Annotated in this window: 23 protein-coding genes; 11 read left to right on the top strand and 12 right to left on the bottom strand. The window is 72.8% G+C overall.

What is annotated here, in order from left to right; genetic code table 11:
- Positions 1-32 precede the first annotated feature (32 nt).
- The 3 genes from ACWFNE_RS08265 to ACWFNE_RS08255 form a co-directional block, all read right to left on the bottom strand.
- On the bottom strand, positions 33-1,385 hold the full coding sequence (locus ACWFNE_RS08265; RefSeq protein WP_452121938.1) for a class II 3-deoxy-7-phosphoheptulonate synthase: 1,353 nt from the start codon (positions 1,383-1,385) through the stop codon (positions 33-35).
- Entirely contained in the window at positions 1,382-2,602 is a 1,221-nt protein-coding gene (locus tag ACWFNE_RS08260) for a pyrophosphate--fructose-6-phosphate 1-phosphotransferase (RefSeq protein ID WP_452121937.1), read from the bottom strand. The genes ACWFNE_RS08265 and ACWFNE_RS08260 overlap by 4 nt, the downstream gene beginning before the upstream one ends.
- Positions 2,603-2,748: 146 nt before the next feature.
- A complete protein-coding gene (locus tag ACWFNE_RS08255) occupies positions 2,749-3,546 on the bottom strand; it encodes a lysophospholipid acyltransferase family protein (protein WP_452121936.1) in 798 nt (265 codons plus the stop codon).
- 76 nt (positions 3,547-3,622) lie between these two features.
- On the opposite strand from ACWFNE_RS08255, the gene ACWFNE_RS08250 reads away from it, so the two are divergent.
- The gene (locus ACWFNE_RS08250) at positions 3,623-4,255 is read left to right on the top strand and encodes a hypothetical protein (protein WP_452121935.1); all 633 of its coding nucleotides are present in this window, start codon (positions 3,623-3,625) and stop codon (positions 4,253-4,255) included.
- Between the two features lie 109 nt (positions 4,256-4,364).
- Here ACWFNE_RS08250 and ACWFNE_RS08245 read toward each other — a convergent pair whose 3' ends face one another.
- The gene (locus ACWFNE_RS08245; protein WP_452121934.1) at positions 4,365-5,309 is read right to left on the bottom strand and encodes an ROK family glucokinase; all 945 of its coding nucleotides are present in this window, start codon (positions 5,307-5,309) and stop codon (positions 4,365-4,367) included.
- 385 nt (positions 5,310-5,694) lie between these two features.
- Here ACWFNE_RS08245 and ACWFNE_RS08240 point away from each other — a divergent pair, with 385 nt between their 5' ends.
- Complete coding sequence (locus tag ACWFNE_RS08240) at positions 5,695-7,506, top strand: AMP-dependent synthetase/ligase (RefSeq protein WP_452121933.1); 1,812 nt, start codon at positions 5,695-5,697, stop codon at positions 7,504-7,506.
- A 43-nt stretch (positions 7,507-7,549) separates the two neighbouring features.
- Here the strand turns inward: ACWFNE_RS08240 and ACWFNE_RS08235 are convergent, their stop codons facing one another.
- Together ACWFNE_RS08235 and ACWFNE_RS08230 are read right to left on the bottom strand one after the other, a co-directional pair.
- A complete protein-coding gene (locus tag ACWFNE_RS08235; protein WP_452121932.1) occupies positions 7,550-7,726 on the bottom strand; it encodes a hypothetical protein in 177 nt (58 codons plus the stop codon).
- A gap of 119 nt (positions 7,727-7,845) precedes the next feature.
- On the bottom strand, positions 7,846-9,300 hold the full coding sequence (locus ACWFNE_RS08230; protein ID WP_452121931.1) for an NYN domain-containing protein: 1,455 nt from the start codon (positions 9,298-9,300) through the stop codon (positions 7,846-7,848).
- A 66-nt stretch (positions 9,301-9,366) separates the two neighbouring features.
- Between ACWFNE_RS08230 and ACWFNE_RS08225 the strand changes: the two genes are divergently transcribed.
- The gene (locus ACWFNE_RS08225; RefSeq protein WP_452121930.1) at positions 9,367-11,322 is read left to right on the top strand and encodes a DEDD exonuclease domain-containing protein; all 1,956 of its coding nucleotides are present in this window, start codon (positions 9,367-9,369) and stop codon (positions 11,320-11,322) included.
- Between the two features lie 7 nt (positions 11,323-11,329).
- Positions 11,330-11,611 (top strand): Lrp/AsnC family transcriptional regulator, encoded by a 282-nt coding sequence (locus ACWFNE_RS08220; RefSeq protein ID WP_034633821.1) that lies wholly within the window; start codon positions 11,330-11,332, stop codon positions 11,609-11,611.
- Positions 11,612-11,705: 94 nt separating this feature from the next.
- Here the strand turns inward: ACWFNE_RS08220 and trpD are convergent, their stop codons facing one another.
- Positions 11,706-12,758 carry an anthranilate phosphoribosyltransferase gene (trpD, locus tag ACWFNE_RS08215; protein ID WP_452121929.1) on the bottom strand — a complete coding sequence of 351 codons (1,053 nt, stop codon included), beginning with the start codon at positions 12,756-12,758 and terminating at the stop codon, positions 11,706-11,708.
- Entirely contained in the window at positions 12,755-13,195 is a 441-nt protein-coding gene (locus tag ACWFNE_RS08210) for a hypothetical protein (RefSeq protein ID WP_452121928.1), read from the bottom strand. The genes trpD and ACWFNE_RS08210 overlap by 4 nt, the downstream gene beginning before the upstream one ends.
- A gap of 244 nt (positions 13,196-13,439) precedes the next feature.
- Between ACWFNE_RS08210 and ctaE the strand changes: the two genes are divergently transcribed.
- From ctaE to ACWFNE_RS08185, 5 genes are all read left to right on the top strand, one after another.
- Positions 13,440-14,078: an aa3-type cytochrome oxidase subunit III gene (gene ctaE, locus ACWFNE_RS08205; protein ID WP_452121927.1), complete on the top strand. Its 639-nt coding sequence runs from the start codon at positions 13,440-13,442 to the stop codon at positions 14,076-14,078.
- A gap of 61 nt (positions 14,079-14,139) precedes the next feature.
- The gene (gene qcrC / locus ACWFNE_RS08200; RefSeq protein WP_452121926.1) at positions 14,140-14,925 is read left to right on the top strand and encodes a cytochrome bc1 complex diheme cytochrome c subunit; all 786 of its coding nucleotides are present in this window, start codon (positions 14,140-14,142) and stop codon (positions 14,923-14,925) included.
- 2 nt (positions 14,926-14,927) lie between these two features.
- Positions 14,928-15,962 carry a cytochrome bc1 complex Rieske iron-sulfur subunit gene (gene qcrA, locus ACWFNE_RS08195; RefSeq protein WP_452121989.1) on the top strand — a complete coding sequence of 345 codons (1,035 nt, stop codon included), beginning with the start codon at positions 14,928-14,930 and terminating at the stop codon, positions 15,960-15,962.
- Positions 15,959-17,740 carry a cytochrome bc1 complex cytochrome b subunit gene (qcrB, locus tag ACWFNE_RS08190; protein ID WP_452121925.1) on the top strand — a complete coding sequence of 594 codons (1,782 nt, stop codon included), beginning with the start codon at positions 15,959-15,961 and terminating at the stop codon, positions 17,738-17,740. The genes qcrA and qcrB overlap by 4 nt, the downstream gene beginning before the upstream one ends.
- A 131-nt stretch (positions 17,741-17,871) precedes the next feature.
- The gene (locus ACWFNE_RS08185; RefSeq protein ID WP_452121924.1) at positions 17,872-18,498 is read left to right on the top strand and encodes a superoxide dismutase; all 627 of its coding nucleotides are present in this window, start codon (positions 17,872-17,874) and stop codon (positions 18,496-18,498) included.
- 364 nt (positions 18,499-18,862) lie between these two features.
- Here the strand turns inward: ACWFNE_RS08185 and ACWFNE_RS08180 are convergent, their stop codons facing one another.
- Genes ACWFNE_RS08180 through ctaC form a run of 3 tightly spaced genes read right to left on the bottom strand, consistent with a single transcriptional unit; the run spans position 18,863 to position 21,944 of the window.
- Complete coding sequence (locus tag ACWFNE_RS08180) at positions 18,863-19,261, bottom strand: cytochrome c oxidase subunit 4 (protein WP_452121923.1); 399 nt, start codon at positions 19,259-19,261, stop codon at positions 18,863-18,865.
- Positions 19,258-21,069: an aa3-type cytochrome oxidase subunit I gene (ctaD, locus tag ACWFNE_RS08175; RefSeq protein WP_452121922.1), complete on the bottom strand. Its 1,812-nt coding sequence runs from the start codon at positions 21,067-21,069 to the stop codon at positions 19,258-19,260. The genes ACWFNE_RS08180 and ctaD overlap by 4 nt, the downstream gene beginning before the upstream one ends.
- Positions 21,069-21,944, bottom strand: coding sequence for an aa3-type cytochrome oxidase subunit II (ctaC, locus tag ACWFNE_RS08170; protein ID WP_452121921.1), 876 nt, complete (start codon positions 21,942-21,944; stop codon positions 21,069-21,071). Before ctaC ends, ctaD begins: the two co-directional genes overlap by 1 nt.
- A 251-nt stretch (positions 21,945-22,195) precedes the next feature.
- Between ctaC and ACWFNE_RS08165 the strand changes: the two genes are divergently transcribed.
- The gene (locus ACWFNE_RS08165; protein ID WP_452121988.1) at positions 22,196-23,368 is read left to right on the top strand and encodes a cysteine desulfurase family protein; all 1,173 of its coding nucleotides are present in this window, start codon (positions 22,196-22,198) and stop codon (positions 23,366-23,368) included.
- A 5-nt stretch (positions 23,369-23,373) separates the two neighbouring features.
- Positions 23,374-23,724, top strand: coding sequence for a sulfurtransferase TusA family protein (locus ACWFNE_RS08160; RefSeq protein ID WP_452121920.1), 351 nt, complete (start codon positions 23,374-23,376; stop codon positions 23,722-23,724).
- Between the two features lie 95 nt (positions 23,725-23,819).
- On the opposite strand, the gene ACWFNE_RS08155 is transcribed toward ACWFNE_RS08160, so the two are convergent.
- Positions 23,820-24,170 (bottom strand): HesB/IscA family protein, encoded by a 351-nt coding sequence (locus ACWFNE_RS08155; RefSeq protein WP_034632266.1) that lies wholly within the window; start codon positions 24,168-24,170, stop codon positions 23,820-23,822.
- Between the last annotated feature and the right edge of the window lie 55 nt (positions 24,171-24,225).

The following is a 24,225-nucleotide window of genomic DNA, read 5'->3' as shown; positions in this document are numbered from 1 at the left end:
TCACGCGCCGTTCTCACGACCGGGGCCGGAGCTCACGCCTTGCGGAGCAGCTCCACGACCTGGAACGCGAGCTCGAGCGACTGCTGGTGGTTCAGGCGCGGGTCCACGAGGGTCTCGTAGCGCCGCCCCAGGCCCTCGTCGTCGATCTCCTCGGACCCGCCGAGCACCTCGGTGACGTCGTCGCCGGTGAGCTCGATGTGCAGGCCGCCCGGGACGGTGCCGAGCGCCCGGTGCACCTCGAAGAACCCGGCGACCTCGTCCATGACGTCCGAGAAGCGCCGCGTCTTGTACCCGCTCGCCGACGTGATGCCGTTGCCGTGCATCGGGTCGCACACCCAGGTGACGGGGCGCCCGTCGGCTGCGACCTTCTCCACGAGCGCGGGGAGCAGGTCGCGGATCTTGCCGGCACCCATGCGCGTGATGAAGGTCAACCGGCCGGGCTCGGCCGTCGGGTTGAGCTTGTCCATGAGCGCGAGGGCGTCGTCCCCCGTGCTGGTGGGCCCGAGCTTCACGCCGATCGGGTTCTGCACGCGCGAGAAGTAGTCGACGTGCGCCCCGTCGAGCTGACGGGTGCGCTCCCCGACCCACAGGAAGTGCGCCGAGCAGTCGTAGGGCAGCCCGGTGCGTGAGTCGATGCGCGTGAGCGGACGCTCGTAGTCGAGCAGCAGGCCCTCGTGGCTCGAGAAGAAGTCGACCGTGCGCAGCGCGTCGAAGTCGGCACCGCACGCCGCCATGAAACGGATCGCGCGGTCGATCTCCGCGGCGATCTCCTCGTAGCGCGCGTACGCCGGGTTCGCGGTGAACCCGCGGTTCCACTCGTGCACGCGCAGCAGCGACGCGAAGCCGCCCGTCGTGAACGCGCGGATCAGGTTCAGCGTCGACGCCGACGTGTGGTACGCCTCGAGCAGACGCTCCGGGTTCGGGACGCGCGCCTCGGGCGTGAACTCGTAGCCGTTGATGATGTCGCCACGGAACGCCGGCAGCGTCACCCCGTCGCGCGTCTCCGAGTCCGAGCTGCGCGGCTTGGCGTACTGCCCCGCCATGCGGCCCATCTTGATCACCGGCAGGCTCGCGCCGTACGTCAGCACGACCGCCATCTGCAGGATCGTCTTGATCTTGTTGCGGATGTTGTCCGCGGTCGCCTCGGCGAACGTCTCGGCGCAGTCCCCACCCTGCAGCAGGAACGCCTCGCCGCGGCCCGCGGCGGCGAGCTGGGCCCGCAGCGCGTCGGACTCCCCCGCGAACACGAGCGGCGGCACGGCGGACAGCCGGTCCGTGACCCGCGCGAGACCGGCGGCGTCCGGCCAGCGCGGCTGCTGCGTCGCGACGAGCTCACGCCAGTGGTCGAGCCCGGCGACGACCTGCGGGTCCGCCTCGACGGTCATGAGTGGCCGCCGGGCACCAGCGGCTGGCCGATGTCGGCGAGCAGCGCACCGAACCAGTCCTGCGACACGTCGAACGCCTTGCCGCCCGCGATGCGGGGGAACGCGATGGCCTTGAGCCGATCGCCGTCCTCCTCGTCGTGGCCGATGACGCCCGAGTCGCCCTTGAGCGCGGCCTCGACCGCGAGGTCCGTCATCGACTTGATGAGGCGCAGGTCCTCGGCGTTCGCCGCTGCGGCGCGCGAGTAGTAGCCCGACTTCTGGACCATGACCTTCTCGGCGCCCAGCTTCTCGGCGAACTGCTTCGCGAACCACTGGCCCGGGTTGATCGTGTCGAGCTTCACGTGCCCGAACGGGTCGCGAGGGACCTCGGCGCCGGACGCCTCGAGCTGCTCGACGATCTCGTGCATGCCCGCCCCCTCCGAGAGGAAGATGTTGACGTTGCCCTGCTCGTCCATGATCGTCTTGAGGCGCGCCGCCTCGGCGTCGATGTCGAGCGCGAGCTCGGGCAGGAAGACCGCGTGGATGTCCCAGCGCTCACGCGTCAGACCCAGGCTCGGGACCCACTCCTGGGCGTCGAGCCACGTCCGGTACTCCGCCGCCGCCGCCGCCGTGAGCCAGCCGCAGTGCCGGCCCATGACCTCGTGCACGATGAGCATGCGCGGACCCGAGCGGTGCTCGCCGATGATGTTGGCCGCGAAGCCGGCGGCCTCCTCGGCCGCGGTCCAGGCGCCGAGCGACTGCTTGATCGGGACGACGTCGTTGTCGATCGTCTTCGGGAGGCCGACGACCGTGAGGTGGTAGCCGTTCTCCTCGAGGAACGCCGCGAGGTCCGCCGCGGTCGTGTTCGTGTCGTCGCCGCCGATGGTGTGCAGCACGTCGACGCCGTCGGCCTTGAGCTGCTCGGCCGCGACGTGCAGGGGGTTCTGCCCCTCCTGGACGAGCCCGCGCTTGACGCAGTCCGCGGCGTTCGTCAGCTTGACGCGCGAGTTGCCGATCGGGGAGCCCCCGAAGCGGTGCAGGAGGCCGGCCTTCGCGCGGGCCTCCGCGTCGACGACGATCTTGTCGCCCCGCAGGAGCCCGTGGTAGCCGTGCTGGTAGGCGATGATCTCGATCTCGGGCGCGATCTCGGTGTACCGCTCGATGAGGCCACCGACGGCCGAGGACAGGCACGGGGCGAAGCCGCCTGCGGTCAGGAGCGCGACGCGACGAACCGACATGAGACACACCTCTCGTTGTTTCTGCACAGCTGGCGCCCACAGGGTGGGGCGTCCCGGTGGCCCGTCGTCGGGCCCAAGGTCCGGGTTTCGTGACGGCGGGACTGGTCGATCTGCGCCGGCGCGGGAGGCCCGGGACGGCGACCGGTTCATCCTACTGACGCGCTCGCGTCGTCCTCGGGCGGTCCCGGCACCTGGACGTCCGGGGCGGGACGGCCGCCCGGCGCCGTCGGGCCGGACTCGGCCACGGGTGCCGCCGCGGGGTGACCCGTCGCGATCCGGGCCTTCTGCGTCGCGGCGTACACGTCGACGTACTCCTGGCCGGAGAGACTCATGAGCGCGTACATGATCTCGTCGGTGACCGACCGCAGGATGAAGCGGTCGTTCTCCATGCCGCGGTACCGGCTGAAGTCGAGCGGCTCACCGATCACGACGCCGAGGCGCACCGGCTTGGGGATGACCCGGCCGAGCGGCTGCGCGACGTCGGTGCCCACCATGACGACGGGGACGACCGGCGCCCCGGACTCGAGCGCGAGGCGCGCGACACCCGTCTTGCCGCGGTACAGGCGGCCGTCGGGGCTGCGCGTGCCCTCGGGGTAGATGCCGAACAGCCCACCCTCGCGCAGCCGGTTGAGCCCGGTGCGCAGCGCGGCCTCGCTCGCCTTGCCGCCCGAGCGGTCGACGGGGATCGTCCCGACGCCGCGGAAGAAGCCGGCCTTGAGGCGCCCCTTCATGCCGGTCCCGGTGAAGTACTCGGACTTGCCGATGAACACGATCTCGCGGTCGAGCACGAGCGGCAGCACGAACGAGTCGATCACCGCGAGGTGGTTGCTCGCGAGGATCGCGGCGCCCTCGCTCGGCACGTTCTCCGCACCACGGACCCAGGGGCGGAAGACGAGGTGCAGGAGCGGACCCACCATGACCCGCTTCATCAACCAGTAGAACAAGCTGCCACCTCTCGACCACGCCGCCCGGGGATGTCCCGCGCGGCCCGCACCGCATGTCCGACTCTAGAGTGCTCTCATGGCCGCACGCCCGGACGACCCCGACGACACCGTCCCCGATCCCGGGACGACTCCCGGCACCGCGGAGGGCACCGGTGGCGCCGCCTCCGAGCCCGCCCCCGACGCGCCCCGCGAGCCCACCGACGACGAGCGCTGGGCGGCGATCGTCGCCGACCTGACCGGCGGGAACGACCCGGGGGGCGGCACGTCCGGGCCCACGAGCACGACCGGGGCGGCTGCGGGTCCCGCCGTAACCTACCCCGTCGCCCCGGGGGTCCCGGACCCCCGCGTCATCCGTCCGGCCGCCGACGACGCCGAGCGCGAGCGGCCCGGACCGCCCGAGCTCACCGGCCGGTCCTGGGACGGGACCACCCAGATGGACGCCGCCGACGCGGCGGACGAGGCCGAGGAGCACTTCGTCGCCCCTGACCCCGGCCCCGTGATGGGCGGCGACCCGCTGCTGACGATGGCGTGGTTCGCCGCCGCGGGGATGCCGGTCTTCCTGCTCGTGGTCGTCGTGGCGTGGCCCACGGCCCCCGCCGCGCTGATCCAGGCCGCGGCCGCCGTCTTCGTGCTCGGCGTCGCCGCGCTGCTCTGGCGGATGCCGCACCGACGCGACGACGCGGACGACGACACGGGCGCCGTCGTCTGACGGGAGCGGCCGTGGCGGGGCCGGCGGCCGAGGTGCAGCCGGCGGCAGTGGTCCGCCGGCAGCCGCACAGCGGCGGTGCCCGGGGCGTCGCCGCCCCGGGCGGTCCGCGTCAGAAGCGGGCGAGGTCCGCCGCGCCGACGATGCCGGCGTCGTTGCCCATCGCGGCGAGCTCGATCCGCGCCTCGGGACGGTAGCCGCGCGCCGAGAGCTGCTCGCCGAACGCCTGCCGCGCGGGCGCGAGGAGCAGGTCGCCGGCGGCACCGACCCCGCCGCCGACCACGATGAGCTCGGGGTCGAGCAGGGCGGCGACGGACGCCGAGCCCTCACCGATCCACCGGCCCAGCTCGGTGAACAGCTCGACCGCGAGCGGGTCGCCCTCCTGCGCGGCGTCGGTCACGTGCGGGCCGATGAGCTTCTCGGCGTCGCCGCCCGCGAGCTCGAGCAGGCGCGCCGCACGCTCGGGCTGGGTGATGACCGCTGCCTGCGCGTCGCGCACGAGAGCGCTGCCCGACGCGTACTGCTCCCAGCAGCCCTCGTGCCCGCAGCCGCAGTAGTGCCCGCCCGGCACCACCCGCATGTGCCCGACCTCGGCGGCCACGCCCCACGCGCCGCGGACGAGCTGCCCGCCGATCATGATCGCGCCGCCGAGGCCCGTCCCGACCGTGAGCATGAGCATGTCGTCGACGTCGCGGCCGACACCGAAGCGGAACTCGGCCCAGCCCGCAGCGTTGGCGTCGTTCTCGACGACGATGCGCACGTCCGGACCGACGAGCTCCGCGACCCGGTCGCGCAGCGGGTAGTTGCGCCACGCGAGGTTCGGGGCGAACAGCACGCCGGACCGGTCGGAGGCGACGAAGCCCGCTGCGGCGAGACCGATGGCGCCGACCTCGTACGACCCGGACAGCTCGGCGTAGATCTCGGCGATCGCCCGGTCGATGCTCCCGGCGTCGTCGGGCTGCGTGGCCCGGCGGGTCTGCGCCAGGATGACGCCGTCCTCGTCGACCACGCCGGCCGCGATCTTGGTCCCGCCGATGTCCACACCGATCGCGTGCATGTCCGTCCTTGCTCCTGGGATCGTCGACCGCCGAAGTGTGCGCCGGCCTGCGCGAGCCGCCCGCGGGGGGCCGCGGCGACGCGCCGGCTGCTGCGCGACAACCGTGCCTTACCGGGCGCACGGGTGCGAGCCCACGCTAGCGCGCCCGGCGCACGTCGCCCGCACGGGTCCGCGGTGCCGGGCCGCTGCCGGGTCCGCAGGGGGCACGTGGGGCACGTCGCGTGCACGGACGGGTGACGCGGGCGACGTGTGCACGGACGGGTGACGAGACCGGGCACGCCGCCTGCACGGTCACGAGCCCGGCCGGCGTGAATGTGACCGGTCAGTACGAAAGTCCCGGTATCGTGCGACGAACCCCCGTCGCCCTACTGTCACTGGAGCCAGCATGGACGAGATCCACACTCCCCCGCTCGTCGAGGCGAGGCCCGACGAGAACCTCAACGACCTCCTCGCAGCACGCGTCGCGTCGACCCCCGACCGCCCGCTGATCGAGATCAAGTCCCCCGGCGACGGCCCCTGGATCCCGCTGACAGCCCGTGCGTTCGACGCCGAGGTCGTCGCGCTCGCGAAGGGCCTCGTCGCGCGGGGCGTCCAGCCGGGCGACCGGGTCGGGATCATGTCGCGGACCCGGTACGAGTGGACGCTGCTCGACTGGGCGACGTGGGCCGCCGGCGCGGTGCCCGTGCCGGTCTACGAGACGTCCTCCGCGGAGCAGGTCCTGTGGATCCTCACCGACGCCGACGTGTCGCTGCTCGTCGTCGAGTCGGCCGAGCACGCCGCGACCGTGGCCGAGGTCCGCGCCGACGCGCCGCACCTGCGCGAGGTCCTCGTGATCGACGACGGCGCCGTCGAGACCCTCGTCGCGGGCGGGACCGGCGTGGAGGACGCCGAGATCGTGCGCCGCCGCGCGCTCGCCGACCTCGACGACGTCGCGACGATCATCTACACGTCCGGCACCACGGGCCGCCCCAAGGGTGCGCGGCTGACGCACGGCAACTTCAGCGTCCTGACGCGCAACGCCGTCGAGGGCCTCGAGGAGGTCGTCTCGACGCCCGGCGCTCGCACGCTGCTCTTCATGCCCCTCGCGCACGTGTTCGCCCGGTTCGTCGAGGTCCTGTGCATCCCGGCCGGGGCGGTGCTGGGCCACACGCCCGACACCAAGAACCTGCTGGCGGACCTCGCGTCGTTCCAGCCGACGTTCATCCTCTCGGTCCCCCGCGTCTTCGAGAAGGTCTACAACTCCTCGGAGCAGAAGGCGGCGGCGGGCGGCAAGCTGAAGATCTTCCAGTGGGCCGCCGCCACGTCGATCCTGTACTCGCGTGCGACGGAGACGCCGAGCGGCCCCGGCCTGGGCCTCAAGCTCCAGCACAAGGTCGCGGACGTCCTCGTCTACAAGAAGCTCCGGCACGCGCTGGGCGGCCGCTGCGAGTGGGCCATCTCGGGCGGTGCGCCGCTCGGCGAGCGCCTCGGTCACTTCTACCGCGGCATCGGGTTCCGCGTCCTCGAGGGCTACGGCCTGACGGAGACGACCGCCCCGGCGACCGTCAACATGCCGGGCCGGACGAAGATCGGCACCGTCGGCCCCCCGCTCCCTGGGTGCGGCATCCGGATCCAGGAGGACGGCGAGATCGAGGTCACGGGTCCGCACGTCTTCGCCGGCTACCACAACAACGACGCCGCGACGGCCGAGTCGTTCCACGACGGCTGGTTCCGGACCGGCGACCTCGGGTCCCTCGACGACGACGGCTTCCTGCGGATCACGGGACGCAAGAAGGAGATCATCGTCACGGCCGGCGGCAAGAACGTCGCGCCCGCGGTGCTCGAGGACCGGTTGCGCAGCCACGCTCTCGTGAGCCAGGTCGTCGTCGTGGGCGACGCCCGTCCGTTCATCGGGGCCCTCGTGACGCTCGACGCCGAGGCGCTCCCGGGCTGGCTCAGCGCGCACGGCCACAAGCCGATGACCGTCACGGAGGCCGCACAGGACCCTGAGGTCCTGGCCTCGATCGAGAAGGCCGTCGAGCGGGCCAACCGGGCGGTCTCGCGCGCCGAGTCGATCCGCAAGTACCGCATCCTCGACACGGACCTGACCATCGCCAACGGCTACCTCACGCCCAAGCTGAGCGTGCGCCGCGCGCAGGTCATCAAGGACTTCGCGGCGGAGATCGACGCGCTGTACGACACGGCACCCGCCGAGTGAGGCACGGTGCGCACGCCGGGTCCGCCCGGCGTGCGCACCGGCACTAGCCGGTCTGGCGCAGACGCAGCGGGGGCACCAGCCCGGACGCCGCCAGGACCTCGAGCGCCGCGCGCTCGTCGTCGACGAGGTCGACCGCGCGCACCGGCACCGTCAGGAACGTCACCACGCAGTCGGAGCACGCCGCCGGGCGCACCGTGCAGCTCTCGCAGTCGATCAGCATGCGGCGGACGCTAGCCGTGCACGCCGACATCACAACGCCGCCCGTCCACAGGTGTCGCCCGCACGCCGGCCCGGACCTCTGCCCGGCGCGTGTCCCGCCCGGACGGACGACCGCCCGCCTCAGAGGCGGGCGACCCGCGCGACGAGCGTCGCCGACGGCACGACGCGCGCCCCGGCCGCCTCGACGTCGTCGGCGACCTGCCGGTCGCTCGTCACCACGACGACGACCCGTCCGCGGGGCTCCGCCCCCACCAGGCGCCGGATCAGGTCGTCGGCGATCTCCCCCACCGAGAACAGCACGCGCACGCCGCGCGGACCGCTGCCCGGAGGGCGGGGCCCCTCCTGCCCGTCGAAGCAGCACGTGACCTCCGCGCCGGTGCGACCCGCGACGTTCGCGAGCGCGTCGACGAGCCGGCGCCGCTGCTCGGCGAGGCTCAGCCCGGGCCACGCCGCCTTCGAGACGTTGTAGCCGTCGACCACGAGGTGCGCGTGCGGCAGGGCGAGCAGGTCGTCGAGCAGCGCCGGGTCGGTCGCGGCGCGCCCCCGGGACGTCGCGCGCTCCACGGGAACCGGGGCCGACGCGCCCACCAGGTCGGCGGGCCGGTCGCCGACGGGCGGCAGCGCGAGCTCGGCGCGCAACCCCTGGCCGGCGTCGACGATCGTGTCGAGCAGGAGCCGCACGCGCACCCCGGCGAGGTCGCGTGCGACGCGGGCCTCCTGCCGGACCTGGGCCCGCTCGGCCTCCGCGACCCGGCGCAGGGCCTGCGCGCTCGCGAGAGCCTCGTCGGCGCCGGCCCGAGCCGTCGTCGCCCGCGCCAGGACGTCCTGCGCCTCGACGGCGGCGCGCCGACCCTCGCTGCGGGCCCGGTCGGCGTCCGAGCGGAGCCGGCGCTGCTCGCGCCGGAGCGCCGCCGCGTCCTCCTCCGCCCGCTCCGCACGGGCGCGTGCCTCACCGAGCTGCGCGGTCAGCACCGTCGCGCGTTCCTCGGCGCGCTGCAGGGCCTCGCGCGCGCCGTCCAGCGTCGCCTGCCGGTCGCCGCCGGCCGGCCCGGCGACGAGGTGCCCCGCGGCCTCGGCGAGCATGGCCGCCCAGCCGTCCGGTCGCAGGAGCCAGGCGCCCACCGCGACGTCGAGCGGCGCTGCCTGCGCGGCGGGCGGGTCGAGCAGCGCCGCCTCTCCGGCAGGTGGATCGAGGAGCGCCGCCCGTCCGGCGGGCGTGTCGGGCGTGTCTCCAGGGGATCCGCCGGACGGCCCGGCTTCGTGCTCGTGCGCCGGGCCCTGGGCGGCGGTCGCGGACGTGCCGCGCCCCAGCAGCGCCGCGACGTCCGGCCGCGCCCCGGCCCACACGCGGGCGACCCGGGCCCGGAACGCCGCGTCACCCTCGAGCGCGGACCACAGCGGCAGCGCACCGGCCGACGCCCGGCGACGCGGCGCGAACCTCTGGACCTGGCGGAGCGCGGCAGGGACGTCCGCGAGCTCGATCGTCGTGAGCACCTCGGCTGCGAGCCGCACGAGCACGGTCCGGACGGCGTCGGGGACCGTGGGGTCCGGGTGTCCCGGTACGTCGTCGGCCATGCGCCCACCCTAGGCACCGACGGGTCGTCGCCGGTCGTGTCGGTCCCCGCGGCTAGCGTCCACGCCATGCAGCACGACCGCCCCGCCGCGCGCCGGGTCACCCGGGTGGACCTCGCACCCCCGCTGCAGGGCCGCCCGGTCCAGCTCGCGCTCGACGAGCTCGGCACCCGGCTGTCCGACGTGACCTTCGTGGTGGTCGACCTCGAGACGACGGGCTCGGTGCCCGGCACGAACGCGATCACCGAGATCGGCGCCGTCAAGGTGCGCGGCGGCGAGGTGCTCGGCGAGTTCCAGACCCTCGTCGACCCCGGCGGCCCGGTTCCCGCGTTCATCTCCGTGCTGACGGGCATCACGACGTCGATGGTGATCGGCGCCCCGCGCATCGAGGAGGTCCTGCCGAGCTTCCTCGAGTTCGCGAGGGGCAGCGTGCTGGTCGCGCACAACGCCCCCTTCGACGTCGGCTTCCTGAAGGCGGCCGCCGCGCAGACGGGCCACGCGTGGCCGGGTCACCAGACGGTGGACACGGTGCGGCTCGCGCGCCGCGTCGTGACCCGCGACGAGGCCCCGAACCACAAGCTGGGCACCCTCGCGGCGCTGTTCGGCGCGACCGTGACGCCCAACCACCGCGCCCTGTCCGACGCCCGCGCGACCGTCGACGTCCTGCACGCCCTCCTCGCACGCCTCGCGCCCCTGGGCATCACGCACCTCGAGGACCTGGCGACGGCCACCGACCCGGTGCCGTCGGACGTGCGGCGCAAGCGGCACCTCGCCGACGGGCTCCCCGACGGCCCGGGCGTCTACATGTTCGTGGGCCCGCGCGAGGAGATCCTCTACGTCGGCACCTCGACGTCGCTGCGCACGCGCGTCCGCAGCTACTTCACGGCGGCCGAGAAGCGCTCGCGCATGGTCGAGATGGTGCGCGTCTCCGAGCGGGTGCACCCCGTCCCGTGCGCGACGACGCTCGAGGCCCGGGTCCGCGAGCTCCGGCTCATCGCCGAGCACGCGCCGCGCTACAACCGCCGCTCGCGCTTCCCCGAGCGCATGCCGTGGGTCCACCTGACCGTCGAGCCGTACCCGCGGCTGTCGGTCGTCCGCGAGGTGCGCCCGGCCGCCGTCCCCGCGCCGCACGGGCACGAGCCCGCGTACATCGGCCCGTTCGCGTCGCGCGGCGCCGCGCAGTCCGCGATCGACGCGCTCCACGAGACGTTCCCCGTGCGGCAGTGCAGCGGCCGGCTGCCGTTGCGCGCCGCGCTCGGGGCCGTCGCGTGCGCGCTCGCGGAGATGGGCCGCTGCGGGGCGCCGTGCACCGGTCGGTCCTCGCCCGAGCAGTACGCCGAGGTCGCGTCGGCGGTCCGCGCGGCGATGGTCGGCGACCCGTCCCCCGTCGTCCGGGCGCACGCGACACGCATCGGGCGCCTCGTCGCCCAGGAACGGTTCGAGGAGGCGGCCGTCGTGCGCGACCGGCTCGCGGCCTTCCTGCGCGGCGCCGCCCGCGCGCAACGGCTCGCACCGCTCGCCCGGTGCCCCGAGCTCGTCGCGGCGCGGCGCGCGGACGTCGGCGGGTGGGAGGTCGTGCTCGTCCGCCACGGCCGCCTCGCCGGCACGGCGACCGTGCCGCGCGGGGTGGACCCGTGGCCCGCGATCGAGTCGCTGCGGCTGTCGGGCGAGGAGGTGGCCCCACCCGCCGTGCCCGCACCGGCGTGCCACCCCGAGGAGGCCGACCTCGTGCTGACCTGGCTCGACCAGCCGGGCGTGCGGCTCGTGCTGGCGCCTGAGGGCTGGACGTGCCCGGTCGGCGGGGCGCAGGCCTACGCGGACCCCGCGAGCACCGCGGGGCGTGTCGCGGCGTACCTCGCGCACGAGCTCGAGACCGCTGCCTCGGTCGGCGCCCCCGGGGCGCAGGTCACGGCCGCAGGTCCGGGCGCGGAGGACCTGGGTGCCGGGTCGACCGCGGCGGGGTCGACGGCGCCGGGGTCGACCACGGCGGGGTCCACCGGCACGGGCGCGACCGGCGCGGCATGATGGCGGGATGCTGACCGCCATCGTGCTCATCGACACCGACGCCGCCCGCATCCCCGAGGTCGCCGCGGCGATCGCCGACGTCCCCGGCGTGAGCGAGGTCTACTCCGTCACCGGGGAGGTCGACCTCATCGCCCTCGTGCGGGTCCGCGAGCACGAGGCGCTCGCGGACGTCATCGCCGACCAGGTGAGCAAGGTCGAGGGGGTCCTGCGCACCCAGACGTATATCGCCTTCCGCGCGTACTCCAAGCACGACCTCGAGCAGGCGTTCGACCTCGGCATCGAGGACTGAGCGGCCGGGGCCCCCGTCCGGCGGGAGCACCCGAGCGGTCGGGTCGACGGCCCCGCGCACCCGGCCGCCGGACGGCCCGCTCGCCGGGCCGTGCTCAGACCGCGGCGGCCCGCCAGCGTTCGAGCACCGCAGCGGCGGCCCCGTCGTCGACCGCGCGGCGCGCGATCTCCATGCCGGCGCGCAGACGGTCCACGAGCGGCCCGTCCGCCGCACGCGTCCCGGGCAGCGTCCCGTCCGCGACGATGCCCGTCGCCGCGTTGAGCAGGACGGTCTCGCGCGAGGGGACCGCCTCGCCCGCGAGCACCTGACGCACGACACCGGCGTTGAACGCGGCGTCCTCCCCGCGCAGGTCGGCGATCGTCACGGGCGCGAGGCCGAGGTTCGCGGAGGGGTCCAGGCGGTGCTCGACGACCTCGCCGTCGTGCACCTCCCAGACGCGGGCCGGGCCCGTCGGCGCGAGCTCGTCGAGCCCGTCGTCGCCGCGGAACACCAGCGCGCTGGACCCCCGCGCCGCGAGCACGCCCGCCACGAGGCCGGCCATCCGGGCGTCGGCGACCCCGATCGCGCTCGCCGCCGGCTGCGCCGGGTTGGTGATCGGTCCGAGGAAGTTGAACACGGTGGCGATGCCGAGCTCGCCGCGGACGACGGCACCGTGCCGCATGGACGGGTGGAAGACCTGGGCGAAGCAGAACGTGATGCCGACCTCGGTCGCGAGAGCGGCCACGCGCTCGACGGGCTGGTCGAGCCGGATCCCGAGCGCCTCGAGCACGTCGGCGGAGCCCGAGGAGGACGAGGCCGCACGGCCGCCGTGCTTCACGACGCGCAGGCCGGCCCCCGCGATCACGATGGCGGCCATCGTCGAGATGTTCACGGTGTGCGTGCGGTCGCCTCCGCTGCCGACGATGTCCACCGTCCGACCGGGGACGTGGATCCGGTGCGCGTTCGCGAGCATGACGTCGGACAGCGCGCGGAACTCCTCGACCGTCTCGCCCTTGCTGCGCAGCCCCACGAGGAACGCGGCGACGCGTGCGGGCGAGGCGGTGCCGGCCATGATCTCGCCCATCGCCCACGTGGACTGCTCGCGCGTCAGGTCACGGCCCTGGACGAGCGCCGTGAGCAGGTCGGGCCAGGTGTGCCCGGCGCTCATCCGGCGCTCGCCGCGGCACCGACCAGCTCGGCGACGACGCGCTGCACGTCGATCGGGTCGAGCGGCTGGCTGAGCACGGCGTCGGCCTGCGACCACGACGCGAGCCAGGCGTCCTGGGGCCGGCCGGTGAGCAGCAGGATCGGGGGGCACCGGAAGATCTCGTCCTTGAGCTGGCGGGCGATCCCCATGCCGCCCGCCTTGCCGGCCTCGCCGTCGAGCACGAGGACGTCGAACCCGCCGGCGTCGACCTGGCTCAGGACGGCTGCGGGCGTCGCGACCTCGACCCACGCGATGTCGGGCGCCCCGCGGCGCAGGCGCCGCCCCACGGCGAGCAGCACCTGCTGCCGCGTGTCGACGTCGTCGCTGTAGAGGAGGATCCGGGGGGCGCGCTCGCGCTCGTCCGTCGCGTCAGCTCCGTGCGGGTCGGCCGTGACCATGGTGCGTCCTCATTCGTCGTCGACGTGCGTGCCCCGGCATCTTGGCACGCCGACCGGGCCGTTGTGCAGGTCGGGGGCACCGTCGCGCGCGTCGTCGTCGGGTCCGCGCAGGCCTCGGCCGGGACCTCCGGCAGGCCCGCGTGGCCCCCCGTGTCACAGCGCTGAGGTGACGCTGTGACATATACCGCTCCCCGCGGGTGGGTCCGACGACCCATGCACGAGCGTCATCAGCCATAATGAACGCGTGTCGACTGCAACGGCTGCCCCTCGCACCGCACCCCACGTGAGCGTGAACCGCCCCAACCCCGTCTCCGTGGGGACGATCGTGTGGCTGGCCAGCGAGCTCATGTTCTTCGCGGGCCTGTTCGCGATGTACTTCACTCTCCGGGCGACGGTGCCCGACGAGTGGGCCGAGCAGACCCAGAAGCTCAACCTCACGTTCGCCGCGATCAACACCGCGGTCCTCGTGCTCTCGTCCGTCACCTGCCAGATGGGCGTGTGGGCGGCCGAGCGGTTCCAGCCCGCGCGGACCGGGAGCCTGCTCCAGGTCGGTCGCTGGGGCATGAACGAGTGGATGACGCTGACGTACGTCATGGGCGCGGTCTTCATCGGCGGCCAGGTCTACGAGTACGCCGAGCTCGTCCACGAGGGACTCACGATCTCCTCGAGCCCGTACGGCTCGGTCTTCTACCTCACGACCGGCTTCCACGGCCTGCACGTCGTCGGCGGACTCATCGCCTTCCTCTTCCTGCTCGGCCGCTCGTTCGCGGCGAAGCGGTTCGGTCACCACGAGGCGACCACCGCGATCGTGACGTCGTACTACTGGCACTTCGTCGACGTCGTCTGGATCGCGCTGTTCGCGGTCATCTACCTCCTGCGCTGACGCCTCCGGGCAGCGGCGCGCGGTTCCACCCTTCCCCAACGTGCGAGACGAGGATCGATTCGTGAAGGCACTCGCAGCCCGCAGGCACCACCGGTACGCACCGGCCGTGCTGCTCCTGCTGGCGCTGCTGCTCACCGGAGGGCTGTACGCGGTCCTCGCACCGCAGGCCGCCGACGCCGCGCCCGCCGCGGCGGGCAGTGACGACATCGCCACCGGCGAGAAGATCTTCCAGGCCAACTGCGCGACGTGCCACGGCCCGGCGGCGGAGGGCACGGACGCAGCCCCGTCGCTCGTGGGCGTCGGAGCAGCCGCCGTCGACTTCCAGGTCGGCACCGGCCGCATGCCGATGCAGGCGAACGGCCCGCAGGCGCCCGCCAAGGAGGTGCAGTTCACCGACGAGCAGATCGAGCAGCTCGCGGCGTTCGTCGCCTCGCTCGGCGCGGGCCCGTCGATCCCGAGCCAGGAGATGGTGGACCCGGCCGAGGGCGACGTCGCCAACGGCATGGCCCTCTTCCGCACCAACTGCGCGATGTGCCACAACGCGGTGGGCGCCGGCGGCGCCCTCTCGGAGGGCAAGTGGGCCCCGTCGCTCACGGAGACCTCGCCGACGCACATCTACGAGGCCATGCTGACCGGCCCGCAGTCGATGCCGGTCTTCAACGACGCGAACATCTCCCCCGAGGAGAAGCGCGACATCATCGCCTACATCGACGCTCAGCGTGAGCCGTCCCCGGGTGGCATCAAGCTCGGATCGCTCGGCCCCGTCAGCGAGGGCGTGTGGATCTGGCTCGTGGGCATCGGCCTGCTGATCGGTACGTCCGTCTGGATCGGAGCGAGGTCCTCGTGAGCATGCAGCACAACCCGGTCCCCGGGAACACCGAGGCCGTCGAGGTCCACCGCGACGGCGGCCACTACCCGGACCGGTTCGAGAACCCGGGTCTCGGGGAGCACCGCCCCCGCCTGGGCGACACGGACCCGAAGGCGAATAAGCGCGCCGAGCGCCAGGTCGTCACGCTCTTCCTGGTCTCGCTGCTGGGCACCGTCGTCTTCATCGCGGCGTACTTCGTGGTGCCGCTGGGCGACACGCCGGAGACCATGCAGCGCTCCAACCTCTTCCTCGGGCTGGGACTGTTCCTCAGCCTGTTCGGGATCGGCGCGGCCGCGGTGCACTGGGCCAAGGCGCTCATGAACGACCACGAGCGCGCCGAGGAGCGTCACCCGCAGCGCAGCTCCGACGAGAACCGCGCGGGCGCGATCCAGGCGCTCAAGGACGGCGCCGAGGACTCGGGCATCGGTCGCCGCGGCGTGCTCAAGGGCGCGTTCGCGTCGGCGCTCGCCCTCTTCCCGCTGACGATCGCGCTGCCGCTCATCGGCGAGGTCGGCGAGGACTGGGACGTCTCGAAGTTCAAGCACACGTGGTGGAAGAAGGGCACGAAGCTCGCCCTCGACCCGTCCGGCGAGCCCATCAAGGCCGCGGACGTCACGATCGGCTCGGTCTTCCACGTCATCCCGGAGGACCTCCACGACGCCGAGCACCCGCTCGACGAGAAGGCCAAGGCCGTCGTGCTGCTCATCCGGATGGACCCGCGCGACCTCAAGTCCGAGCAGGGCGAGGGCTGGTCGTACGACGGCATCGTCGCCTTCTCGAAGATCTGCACCCACGTCGGGTGCCCCGTGGCGCTCTACGAGCAGCAGACGCACCACCTGCTCTGCCCGTGCCACCAGTCCACGTTCGACGTGGCCAACGGCGCCAAGGTCGTCTTCGGTCCCGCCAACCGGCCGCTGCCTCAGCTGCCCATCGAGGTCGACGACGAGGGCTACCTCGTCGCGCAGTCCGACTTCCACGAGCCTGTCGGTCCGAGCTACTGGGAGCGCCTGAAGTGACAACCACGACCACCCGCACGGGCGCCGCCGCCGGCGCCACCGCGGACTACCTGGACCAGCGGACCGGCATCGGCACCGCGGTCAAGACGTTCGCGCGCAAGATCTTCCCCGACCACTGGTCGTTCCTGCTCGGCGAGATCGCGCTGTTCAGCCTCGTCGTGCTCATCATCTCGGGCGTCTTCCTCACGATGTTCTTCGTGCCGAGCATGGCCGAGACGCACTACGAGGGCCCCTGGGCCGCGATGAACGGCGTCGAGATGTCCGAGGCGTTCGCCTCGACGCTCCGCCTGTCGTTCGAGGTCCGCGGCGGGCTGCTCATGCGCCAGATCCACCACTGGGCAGCGCTTCTGTTCATGGCGGCGATCGTCACGCACATGATGCGCGTCTTCTTCACCGGCGCGTTCCGCAAGCCGCGCGAGATCAACTGGGTCGTCGGCTTCGTGCTGATGATCCTCGGCCTCGCCGCCGGCTTCTCCGGCTACTCGCTCCCGGACGACGTCCTCTCGGGCAACGGCCTGCGCATCACCGACGGCGTCGTGCGGTCGATCCCGATCATCGGCAGCTACCTGTCGTACTTCATCTTCGGGGGCGAGTTCCCCGGTCAGGACCTCATCCCGCGCCTGTTCACCGTGCACGTCCTGCTCGTGCCGGGCCTCATCCTCGCGCTCGTCGGGCTGCACCTGCTGCTCGTCGTGCTGCACAAGCACACGCAGTACCCGGGCTCGGGCCGGACGGACAACAACGTCGTCGGATACCCGCTCTTCCCGACGTACACCGCCAAGGCCGGCGGGTTCTTCTTCCTGGTGTTCGCCGTGATCGCGCTGATGGCCGCGACGATGACGATCAACCCGGTGTGGAACTACGGCCCGTACGACCCCTCCCCCGTGTCCGCCGGCGCCCAGCCGGACTGGTACATGCTGTTCCTCGAGGGTGCGCTGCGGCTCATGCCCGGTCAGGGCACGGAGTGGGTCATCGCGGGATACACGCTGTCGCTCAACGTCCTGATCCCGGCCGTCGTGGTCCCGGGCATCCTGTTCACCGTGCTCGCGGTGTGGCCGTTCGTCGAGGCCGCCGCGACCGGTGACAAGCGCGAGCACCACGTGCTCGACCGCCCGCGCAACGCCCCGTTCCGCACGGCAATGGGCGTCGCGATCCTCACGGCGTTCACGGTCCTCGTCCTCGCCGGGTCGAACGACATCATCGGCGCGCAGTTCTCGATGTCGATCAACGACATCATCGAGGTCTTTCGCGTGCTGTTCTTCGTCCTGCCGGTCCTGGCGTTCTGGATCACGAAGCGCATCTGCCTCGGTCTCCAGCGCAAGGACCGCGAGCTGGTGCTGCACGGGCACGAGACGGGCCGCATCGTCCGCTTCGCGCACGGTGAGTACATCGAGGTGCACCGCCCGCTCGACGAGCACGAGCGCTGGCTGCGCGTGCAGCACGAGCCGCGTCGTCCGCTCGAGATCGAGCCGGCCGAGGACTCGCGCGGCGTCCGTCGCAAGGGCTACGGGGCTGACCGCCTCCGGCAGCGCCTGTCGCGGCTCTTCTACGAGGACCGCGTCGAGCCGGTCACCCCGGCCGAGCTGGCCGCGGCGCACTCGCACGGTGAGCACGACGCGATCGCGGCACCGGAGAGCAACGAGAGCACCCGCCTCGTCGGCTCCGCGACGGGTGGCTCGGGCTCGCAGGAGGGCTCGGCCACCGGCGCGGTCGGCGGCGGGCAGCATCTCGTCGAGCCCGAGACCGGCAACCCCGAGACGGACGCGCGGAATCGCTGAGCCCGCGCGAGAGTTGGTCGTACCGAGAGGGCGCCGCACCCCCAGGGCGCGGTGCCCTCTCGATATGTATCTGACGGAGCACCCGACGACGCCGCGGTCCGCCGCGGCCTGACGCAGGAGAGGCACCACCTATGGCTGACTACACCCTTCCCGAGCTGCCGTACGACTACGCGGCGCTCGAGCCCCACATCTCCGGCAAGATCATGGAGCTGCACCACGACAAGCACCACGCGGCCTACGTCACCGGTGCGAACACGGCGCTGGCCAAGCTCGCGGAGGCCCGCGAGAGCGGTGACCTCGCAGCGGTGAACCTGCACGAGAAGAACCTCGCGTTCAACCTCGGCGGTCACGTCAACCACACGGTGTTCTGGAACAACCTCTCCCCCGAGGGCGGCGGTGCGCCGGCCGGCGAGCTCGCTGCTGCGATCGACGAGTTCTTCGGCTCGTTCGACGGTTTCCAGAAGCACTTCGCGGCCGTTGCTGCCGGTGTGCAGGGGTCCGGCTGGGCGATCCTGGCGTGGGACTCGATCGGCCAGAAGCTCGTCGTGGGCCAGCTCTACGACCAGCAGAGCAACATCGCTCTCGGCCTTGTGCCGGTGCTCATGCTCGACGTCTGGGAGCACGCGTACTACCTGGACTACCTGAACGTCCGCGCCGACTACATCAAGGCGTGGTGGAACATCGTCAACTGGGCCGACGCGGGTGAGCGCCTCGCGCGTGCACGGACCCAGACGGTGGGACTCATCATTCCCGCCTGACGTCTCCGAGCGCCTTCTCCGGCCGGTTCCGGGTCCACGTGGCCTGGTACCGGCCGGAGCCGTTTCCGGCTCGCTGACGGCCCCTCAGGCCGACCGTCGCCGTCCGGCCGAGGACGCACCGGCGCGAACCGGACCGATGCTGTCGGGACCGGTGCCGTCCGGCGGCGAACGGACAGGCACCGCCTCGGACAGTCGCGCGCACCTGCCTGCGTCCCGCGAGGGGTCGGCGGCCGCCCGCCGACGAGCGGCGCCCGTGTGGGCGCGTCCGGTGCACGACCCGAGCATGACGAGAGCGCCGGTACCCCGCGGGGTACCGGCGCTCTCGACGCTGCGTCGACGTCAGCGGGCTCGCGCCCGGGCGTCGTCAGTGCGCGTGCTGACCGCGGGAGAACTCGAACACGAAGCCGACGAGCGCGACCATGCCGAGCAACGCGCCGAGACCCACGAGCCACCAGCCGAGCGCGAGCCCGGCGAACACGAGGGCAGCGGCGAGGGCGATGGCGAGCGGCCACCAGCTCCACGGGCTGTACACGCCCTGGTCGCCGGCGCCCTGCTCGATCTCGCCGAGCGGGTCGTCCTCCGGGCGGGCGTCGATGCGCCGCGCCAGGAGCGCGAGGTAGCCGCCGATCATCCCGACGAGCCCACCGACGAGGGGGATGCCGAGCGTGCCGACCGGCTCGCCGTCGCTCCACACCGCGTAGATGACGCCGACCGGGACGAAGAACAGGATGCCGTAGAGGAAGAGCTTGGCCTCGATCTTCACCGCGGGCCCTCCTGGTCCTTCTCGTCCGGGAGCACGGTCGTGCTCGACTGCTCGGGCTCGCCCGTGCCGTTGCGCAACCGCTCCTCCGCCAGCTCCTTCTGCCCCGTCAGGTCGGCCTCGCCGAGCAGCTCGTCGAGGACGTTCTGGTCCGGTGCTGTCTGGTCGAGCGCCGCGACCTCGGGGTGGTGCAGGTCGAACGCAGGGCGCTCGGACCGGATGCGCGGCAGCGACGTGAAGTTGTGCCGCGGCGGCGGGCAGCTCGTGGCCCACTCGAGCGAGCCGCCGAAGCCCCACGGGTCGTCGACCGTGACGAGCGGCGCCTTGCGCCAGGTCACGTAGACGTTCCAGAGGAACGGCAGCGTCGAGGCCGCGAGGACCACCGAGCCGACCGTCGAGAGCTGGTTCATCCAGGTGAACCCGTCCTCGGGCGAGTAGTCCACGTACCGGCGAGGCATGCCGACGACGCCGAGCCAGTGCTGCACGAGGAACGTCAGGTGGAATCCGACGAACAGCAGCCAGAAGTGCACCTTGCCGAGGCGCTCGTCGAGCATGCGACCCGTGAACTTCGGCCACCAGAAGTAGAAGCCCGCGAACATCATGAACACGACGGTGCCGAAGACCACGTAGTGGAAGTGCGCGACCACGAAATAGGTGTCGGAGACGTGGAAGTCGAGGGCCGGGCTCGAGAGGATGATGCCCGTCAGACCACCGAAGAGGAACGTCACGAGGAAGCCGAGCGTCCACAGCATCGGCGTCTCGAACGTGATCTTCCCGCGCCACATCGTGCCGATCCAGTTGAAGAACTTCAGACCGGTGGGCACGGCGATGAGCATCGTCATGAGCGAGAAGAACGGCAGCAGCACCGCGCCGGTGACGTACATGTGGTGCGCCCACACGGTCACGGACAGGGCGGCGATCGCGAAGAACGCGTAGATCAGGCCCTTGTAGCCGAAGATCGGCTTGCGGCTGAAGACCGGGATGATCTCGGAGGCGATGCCGAAGAACGGCAGCGCGATGATGTACACCTCGGGGTGCCCGAAGAACCAGAACAGGTGCTGCCAGAGGATCGCTCCCCCGTTCTCGGGGTTGAACACCTGGGCGTCGAGCCGCCGGTCCGCGCCCAGCGCGAGCAGCGCCGAGGCCAGCGGCGGGAACGCCATGAGCACGAGGAGGCTGGTCACGAGGATGCCCCACGTGAACACCGGCATCCGGAACATCGTCATGCCCGGAGCGCGCATGCAGACGATCGTGGTGATGAAGTTGACCGCACCGAGGATCGTGCCGAAGCCACCGAGGGCGAGGCCGAAGACCCACAGGTCACCGCCGAGGCCCGGCGAGTACGCCGTCGTCGACAGCGGCGCGTAGGCGAACCAGCCGAATGACGCCGCGCCCTGCGGGGTGAGGAACCCGCCGACGGCGATGAGCCCGCCGAACAGGTACAGCCAGTACGCGAACATGTTGAGCCGCGGGAACGCGACGTCGGGGGCGCCGATCTGCAGCGGCATGATGACGTTCGCGAAGCCGGCGAACAGGGGCGTCGCGAACAGCAGCAGCATGATCGTGCCGTGCATCGTGAACAGCTGGTTGTACTGCTCGGGGGTCTGCACGACCTGGATGCCGGGCTCGAACAGCTCGGCACGGATCAGCAGCGCCATGACGCCCGCGATGCAGAAGAAGACGAACGACGAGATCAGGTACAGGTACCCGATGGTCTTGTGGTCGGTCGACGTCACCCACTTGATGACGGTCCGACCGAGGGTCTGACGACGCGGCGCCAGACCGGGGATCACCTCGACGGCGGCGGCCATCAGTCCTCACTCCTTTGCGACGGCGAGTCGAGATCCTGGACGCGGCTGTACTCGAGCCCGAGCTCACCGGTCTGGCCCCGCTCACGCAGGTCCTCCATGTGCGCGTCGTACTCGTCGCGCTCGACGACCTTGACGTTGAACAGCATCGACGCGTGGTACTCGCCGCACAGCTCGGCGCACTTCCCGGTGTAGTCGCCCACCTCCTGGGGGGTGACCTGGAACTGGTTGGTGCGGCCCGGGATGACGTCGAGCTTGTAGAGGAACGCGGGGATCCAGAACGAGTGGTTGACGTCGCGCGAGTCCAGCTCGAAGCGGACCGTCTCGTCGACCGGCAGGTAGAGCGTCGGCTGCTCGGCGAGGACGCCCGGGTCGCCGATGCCCTCCGCCTGCTGGCCCGTGTCGTAGACCTGGTCGTCGACGTAGTTGAAGTCCCAGCTCCACTGCTTGCCGATGACGTGGACCGTCAGGTCGGGCTCCTCGCTGGTGTCGTTGATCGCCGACATGTCGCGCGCGGTGTAGTAGAAGAGCACGCCGACCATGATCAACGGGAGGATCACGTACATGACCTCGAGCGGCACGTGGTAGCGCAGCTGCACCGGCAGCGTGTTGTCGTTCTTGCGCTTGCGGTAGACCGTGATGCACCAGAGCATCAGGCCCCACGTGATGACGCCGACGATGAGCGCGGCGATCCACGAGCCGACCCAGAGGTTGGTGATCCGGCCGGTCTGGTCGGTCACCTCGGCCTCGGAGCTGCCGGGCAGCCAGCCGCGCTGGACCTCGGCGGAGCAGCCCGCCAGGGCGATGGACACGACGGCGACCAGGGTCGCCCACCTCACGGCGGGCCGCTGGTGCCGGCGGGGATTCTGCGAGTGCACGCGGGACCTCTCACTCACGTCCCGGCGGCACGCCGCCGGGTGCTGGCGGAGGTTTCCCGGGACCTTCGTCCTCATTCCGGGGAAGCCTATCGCCTGTGCGGCACGGATTCGCTCCGAGGGGGCGGCATGGCGACACGGCGTCAGCATCGTGACAGGGCTCCGCGGGGCCCCCTCGGGCCGCCGCGCGCTAGCGTGCGCGGGTGAGCACGCACGTCGGACCGCCAGGACCCGCCGACGGTCCACCCCCGGGTGTGACGCATCCCACGCGCGACCGGCGCGTCTTCCTCGACGCGGGCGGGCGGGCGCCGATGAGCGCGCAGGCCCGCACGGCGTTCGACGAGGCGCTCGACCAGGGCTGGGCCGACCCCCGCCGGCTCCACGCCGAGGGACGGCGCGCCCGGCTCCTGCTCGACGGCGCGCGCGAGGCGCTCGCCGCAGCCGTGGGCGCGCGCACCGAGGAGGTCGACCTCGCGCCGTCCCACACCGCGGGCCTGCACGCCGCGGTGCTGTCGGTGGCACGCGGCCGGCGCCGCGCGGGCCGCGACGTGGTTGTCGGCGCGACGGAGCGCGCCGCCGTGCTGTCCGCGGCCGAGTTCGCCGCCGCGGAGCCGTGGTCGCCCGCGACGGGCTCGCGCGTCGTGGTGGGGGTCGACCGCGTGGGGCGCGTCGACGCCGAGGCCTACCGGTCCGCGCTGCGCTCCCCCGGCGTCGCGCTCGCCGCCCTCCAGCACGCGAACGGCGAGGTCGGCACGGTGCAGCCCGTCGAGGAGGTGCACGACGCGGCGCGCGCGGCCGGCGTCCCGCTGCTCGTCGACGCGGGCGCGAGCCTCGGGCACCTCGCCGTCCCCGACGCCTGGGACGTGCTGGCCGCCGACCCCGGCGACTGGGGCGGCCCGGCGGGCGTGGGCGTGGTCGTCACGCGGGCCGGGGTCCGCCGTGCGCCGAGCTGGCCCGAGGACGAGGACCGCTGGTTCCCGGGTGGCGTGAGCGTCCCCGCCGCGCTGGCCTCGGCGGTGGCACTGCAGTCGGCACTCGCCGAGCGGCAGGTGCACGACGCGCGCCGCCGCACGCTGGTCGCCCGGGTGCGGGAGCGGGTCGCGGCCGACGTGCCGGACGTCGAGGTGGTCGGCGACCCGGACCGGCGGCTCCCGCACGTCGTGACGTTCTCGTGCCTCTACGTCGACGGGGAGGCGCTCGTGACCGAGCTCGACCGGCTGGGCTTCGCGGTCGGCTCCGGCTCGGCGTGCACGTCGAGCGCGCTCGAACCGAGCCACGTGCTCGCGGCGATGGGCGTGCTCACGCACGGCAACGTCCGGCTCGCGCTGCCGGCGGACGTGCGCGACGACGACGTCGAGCGGTTCCTCTCCGCGCTGCCCGGTGCCGTGGCCCGGGTGCGCGCGGTGCTCGGCGTCGAGGGGCTCTGAGCCCGGTGCGCACCGGCGGGCCCCGAGCACGGCCGCAGGACGGCGACGACGCACCCGACGCCGCCCGCCCGCACGCCGCGGGCGGCGTCGGCGGCACCGGCCCGGCCGCGCACGGTCCGGAGGACGGCGTGGTGGTCGACGCGCGTGGCCTCCGCTGCCCGATCCCCGTGATCCGGCTCGCCCGCGCGGCGCGCGACGCCGCTCCCGGGGCGGTCCTGACGGTCGTCTCGACGGACCCCGCAGCGCGGCACGACGTGCCGGCGTGGGCGCGGCTGCGGGGCCACGAGGTCGTGGCGTCGCGCACGGAGGCCGACGGCGCCCTCGCGATCACCGTGCGGGTGAGGGCGCCAGTCTGACGGTCCATGAGCGCGACGCCAGGGACCCAGAAGGGCCCGGCACCCTCGGGTGCCGGGCCCTTCCGAGCCTGCGGTGAAGCCGGCGAGCGGTCGGCTCAGCCGAACGAGCCGCCGCACGCGCACGAGCTGCCCGCGTTCGGGTTGTCGATCGTGAAGCCCTGCTTCTCGATGGTGTCGGCGAAGTCGATCGTCGCGCCGTCGAGGTACGGCACGCTCATGCGGTCCACGACGACCTCGACGCCGTCGTAGTCCTTGAGGGCGTCGCCGTCGAGCACGCGCTCGTCGAAGTAGAGCTGGTAGATCAGGCCCGAGCAGCCGCCGGGCTGGACGGCGACGCGCAGACGCAGGTCGTCGCGCCCCTCCTGCTCGAGCAGGCTGCGGACCTTGCCCGCGGCGACGTCGGTGAGGAGGACGCCGTGCGTCGCGGTCTCGGTGGTCTCGCTCATTGGTTGCTCCCGTGCCTCGAGGAAAGGTCGAGTGGTGCTCAGCACTCTCGTCAGC

Source organism: Cellulomonas sp. NPDC055163 (assembly GCF_053607065.1).
The sequence above is the reverse complement of the archived record's forward strand: the minus strand, read 5'-3'. Positions and strand labels throughout refer to the sequence as shown.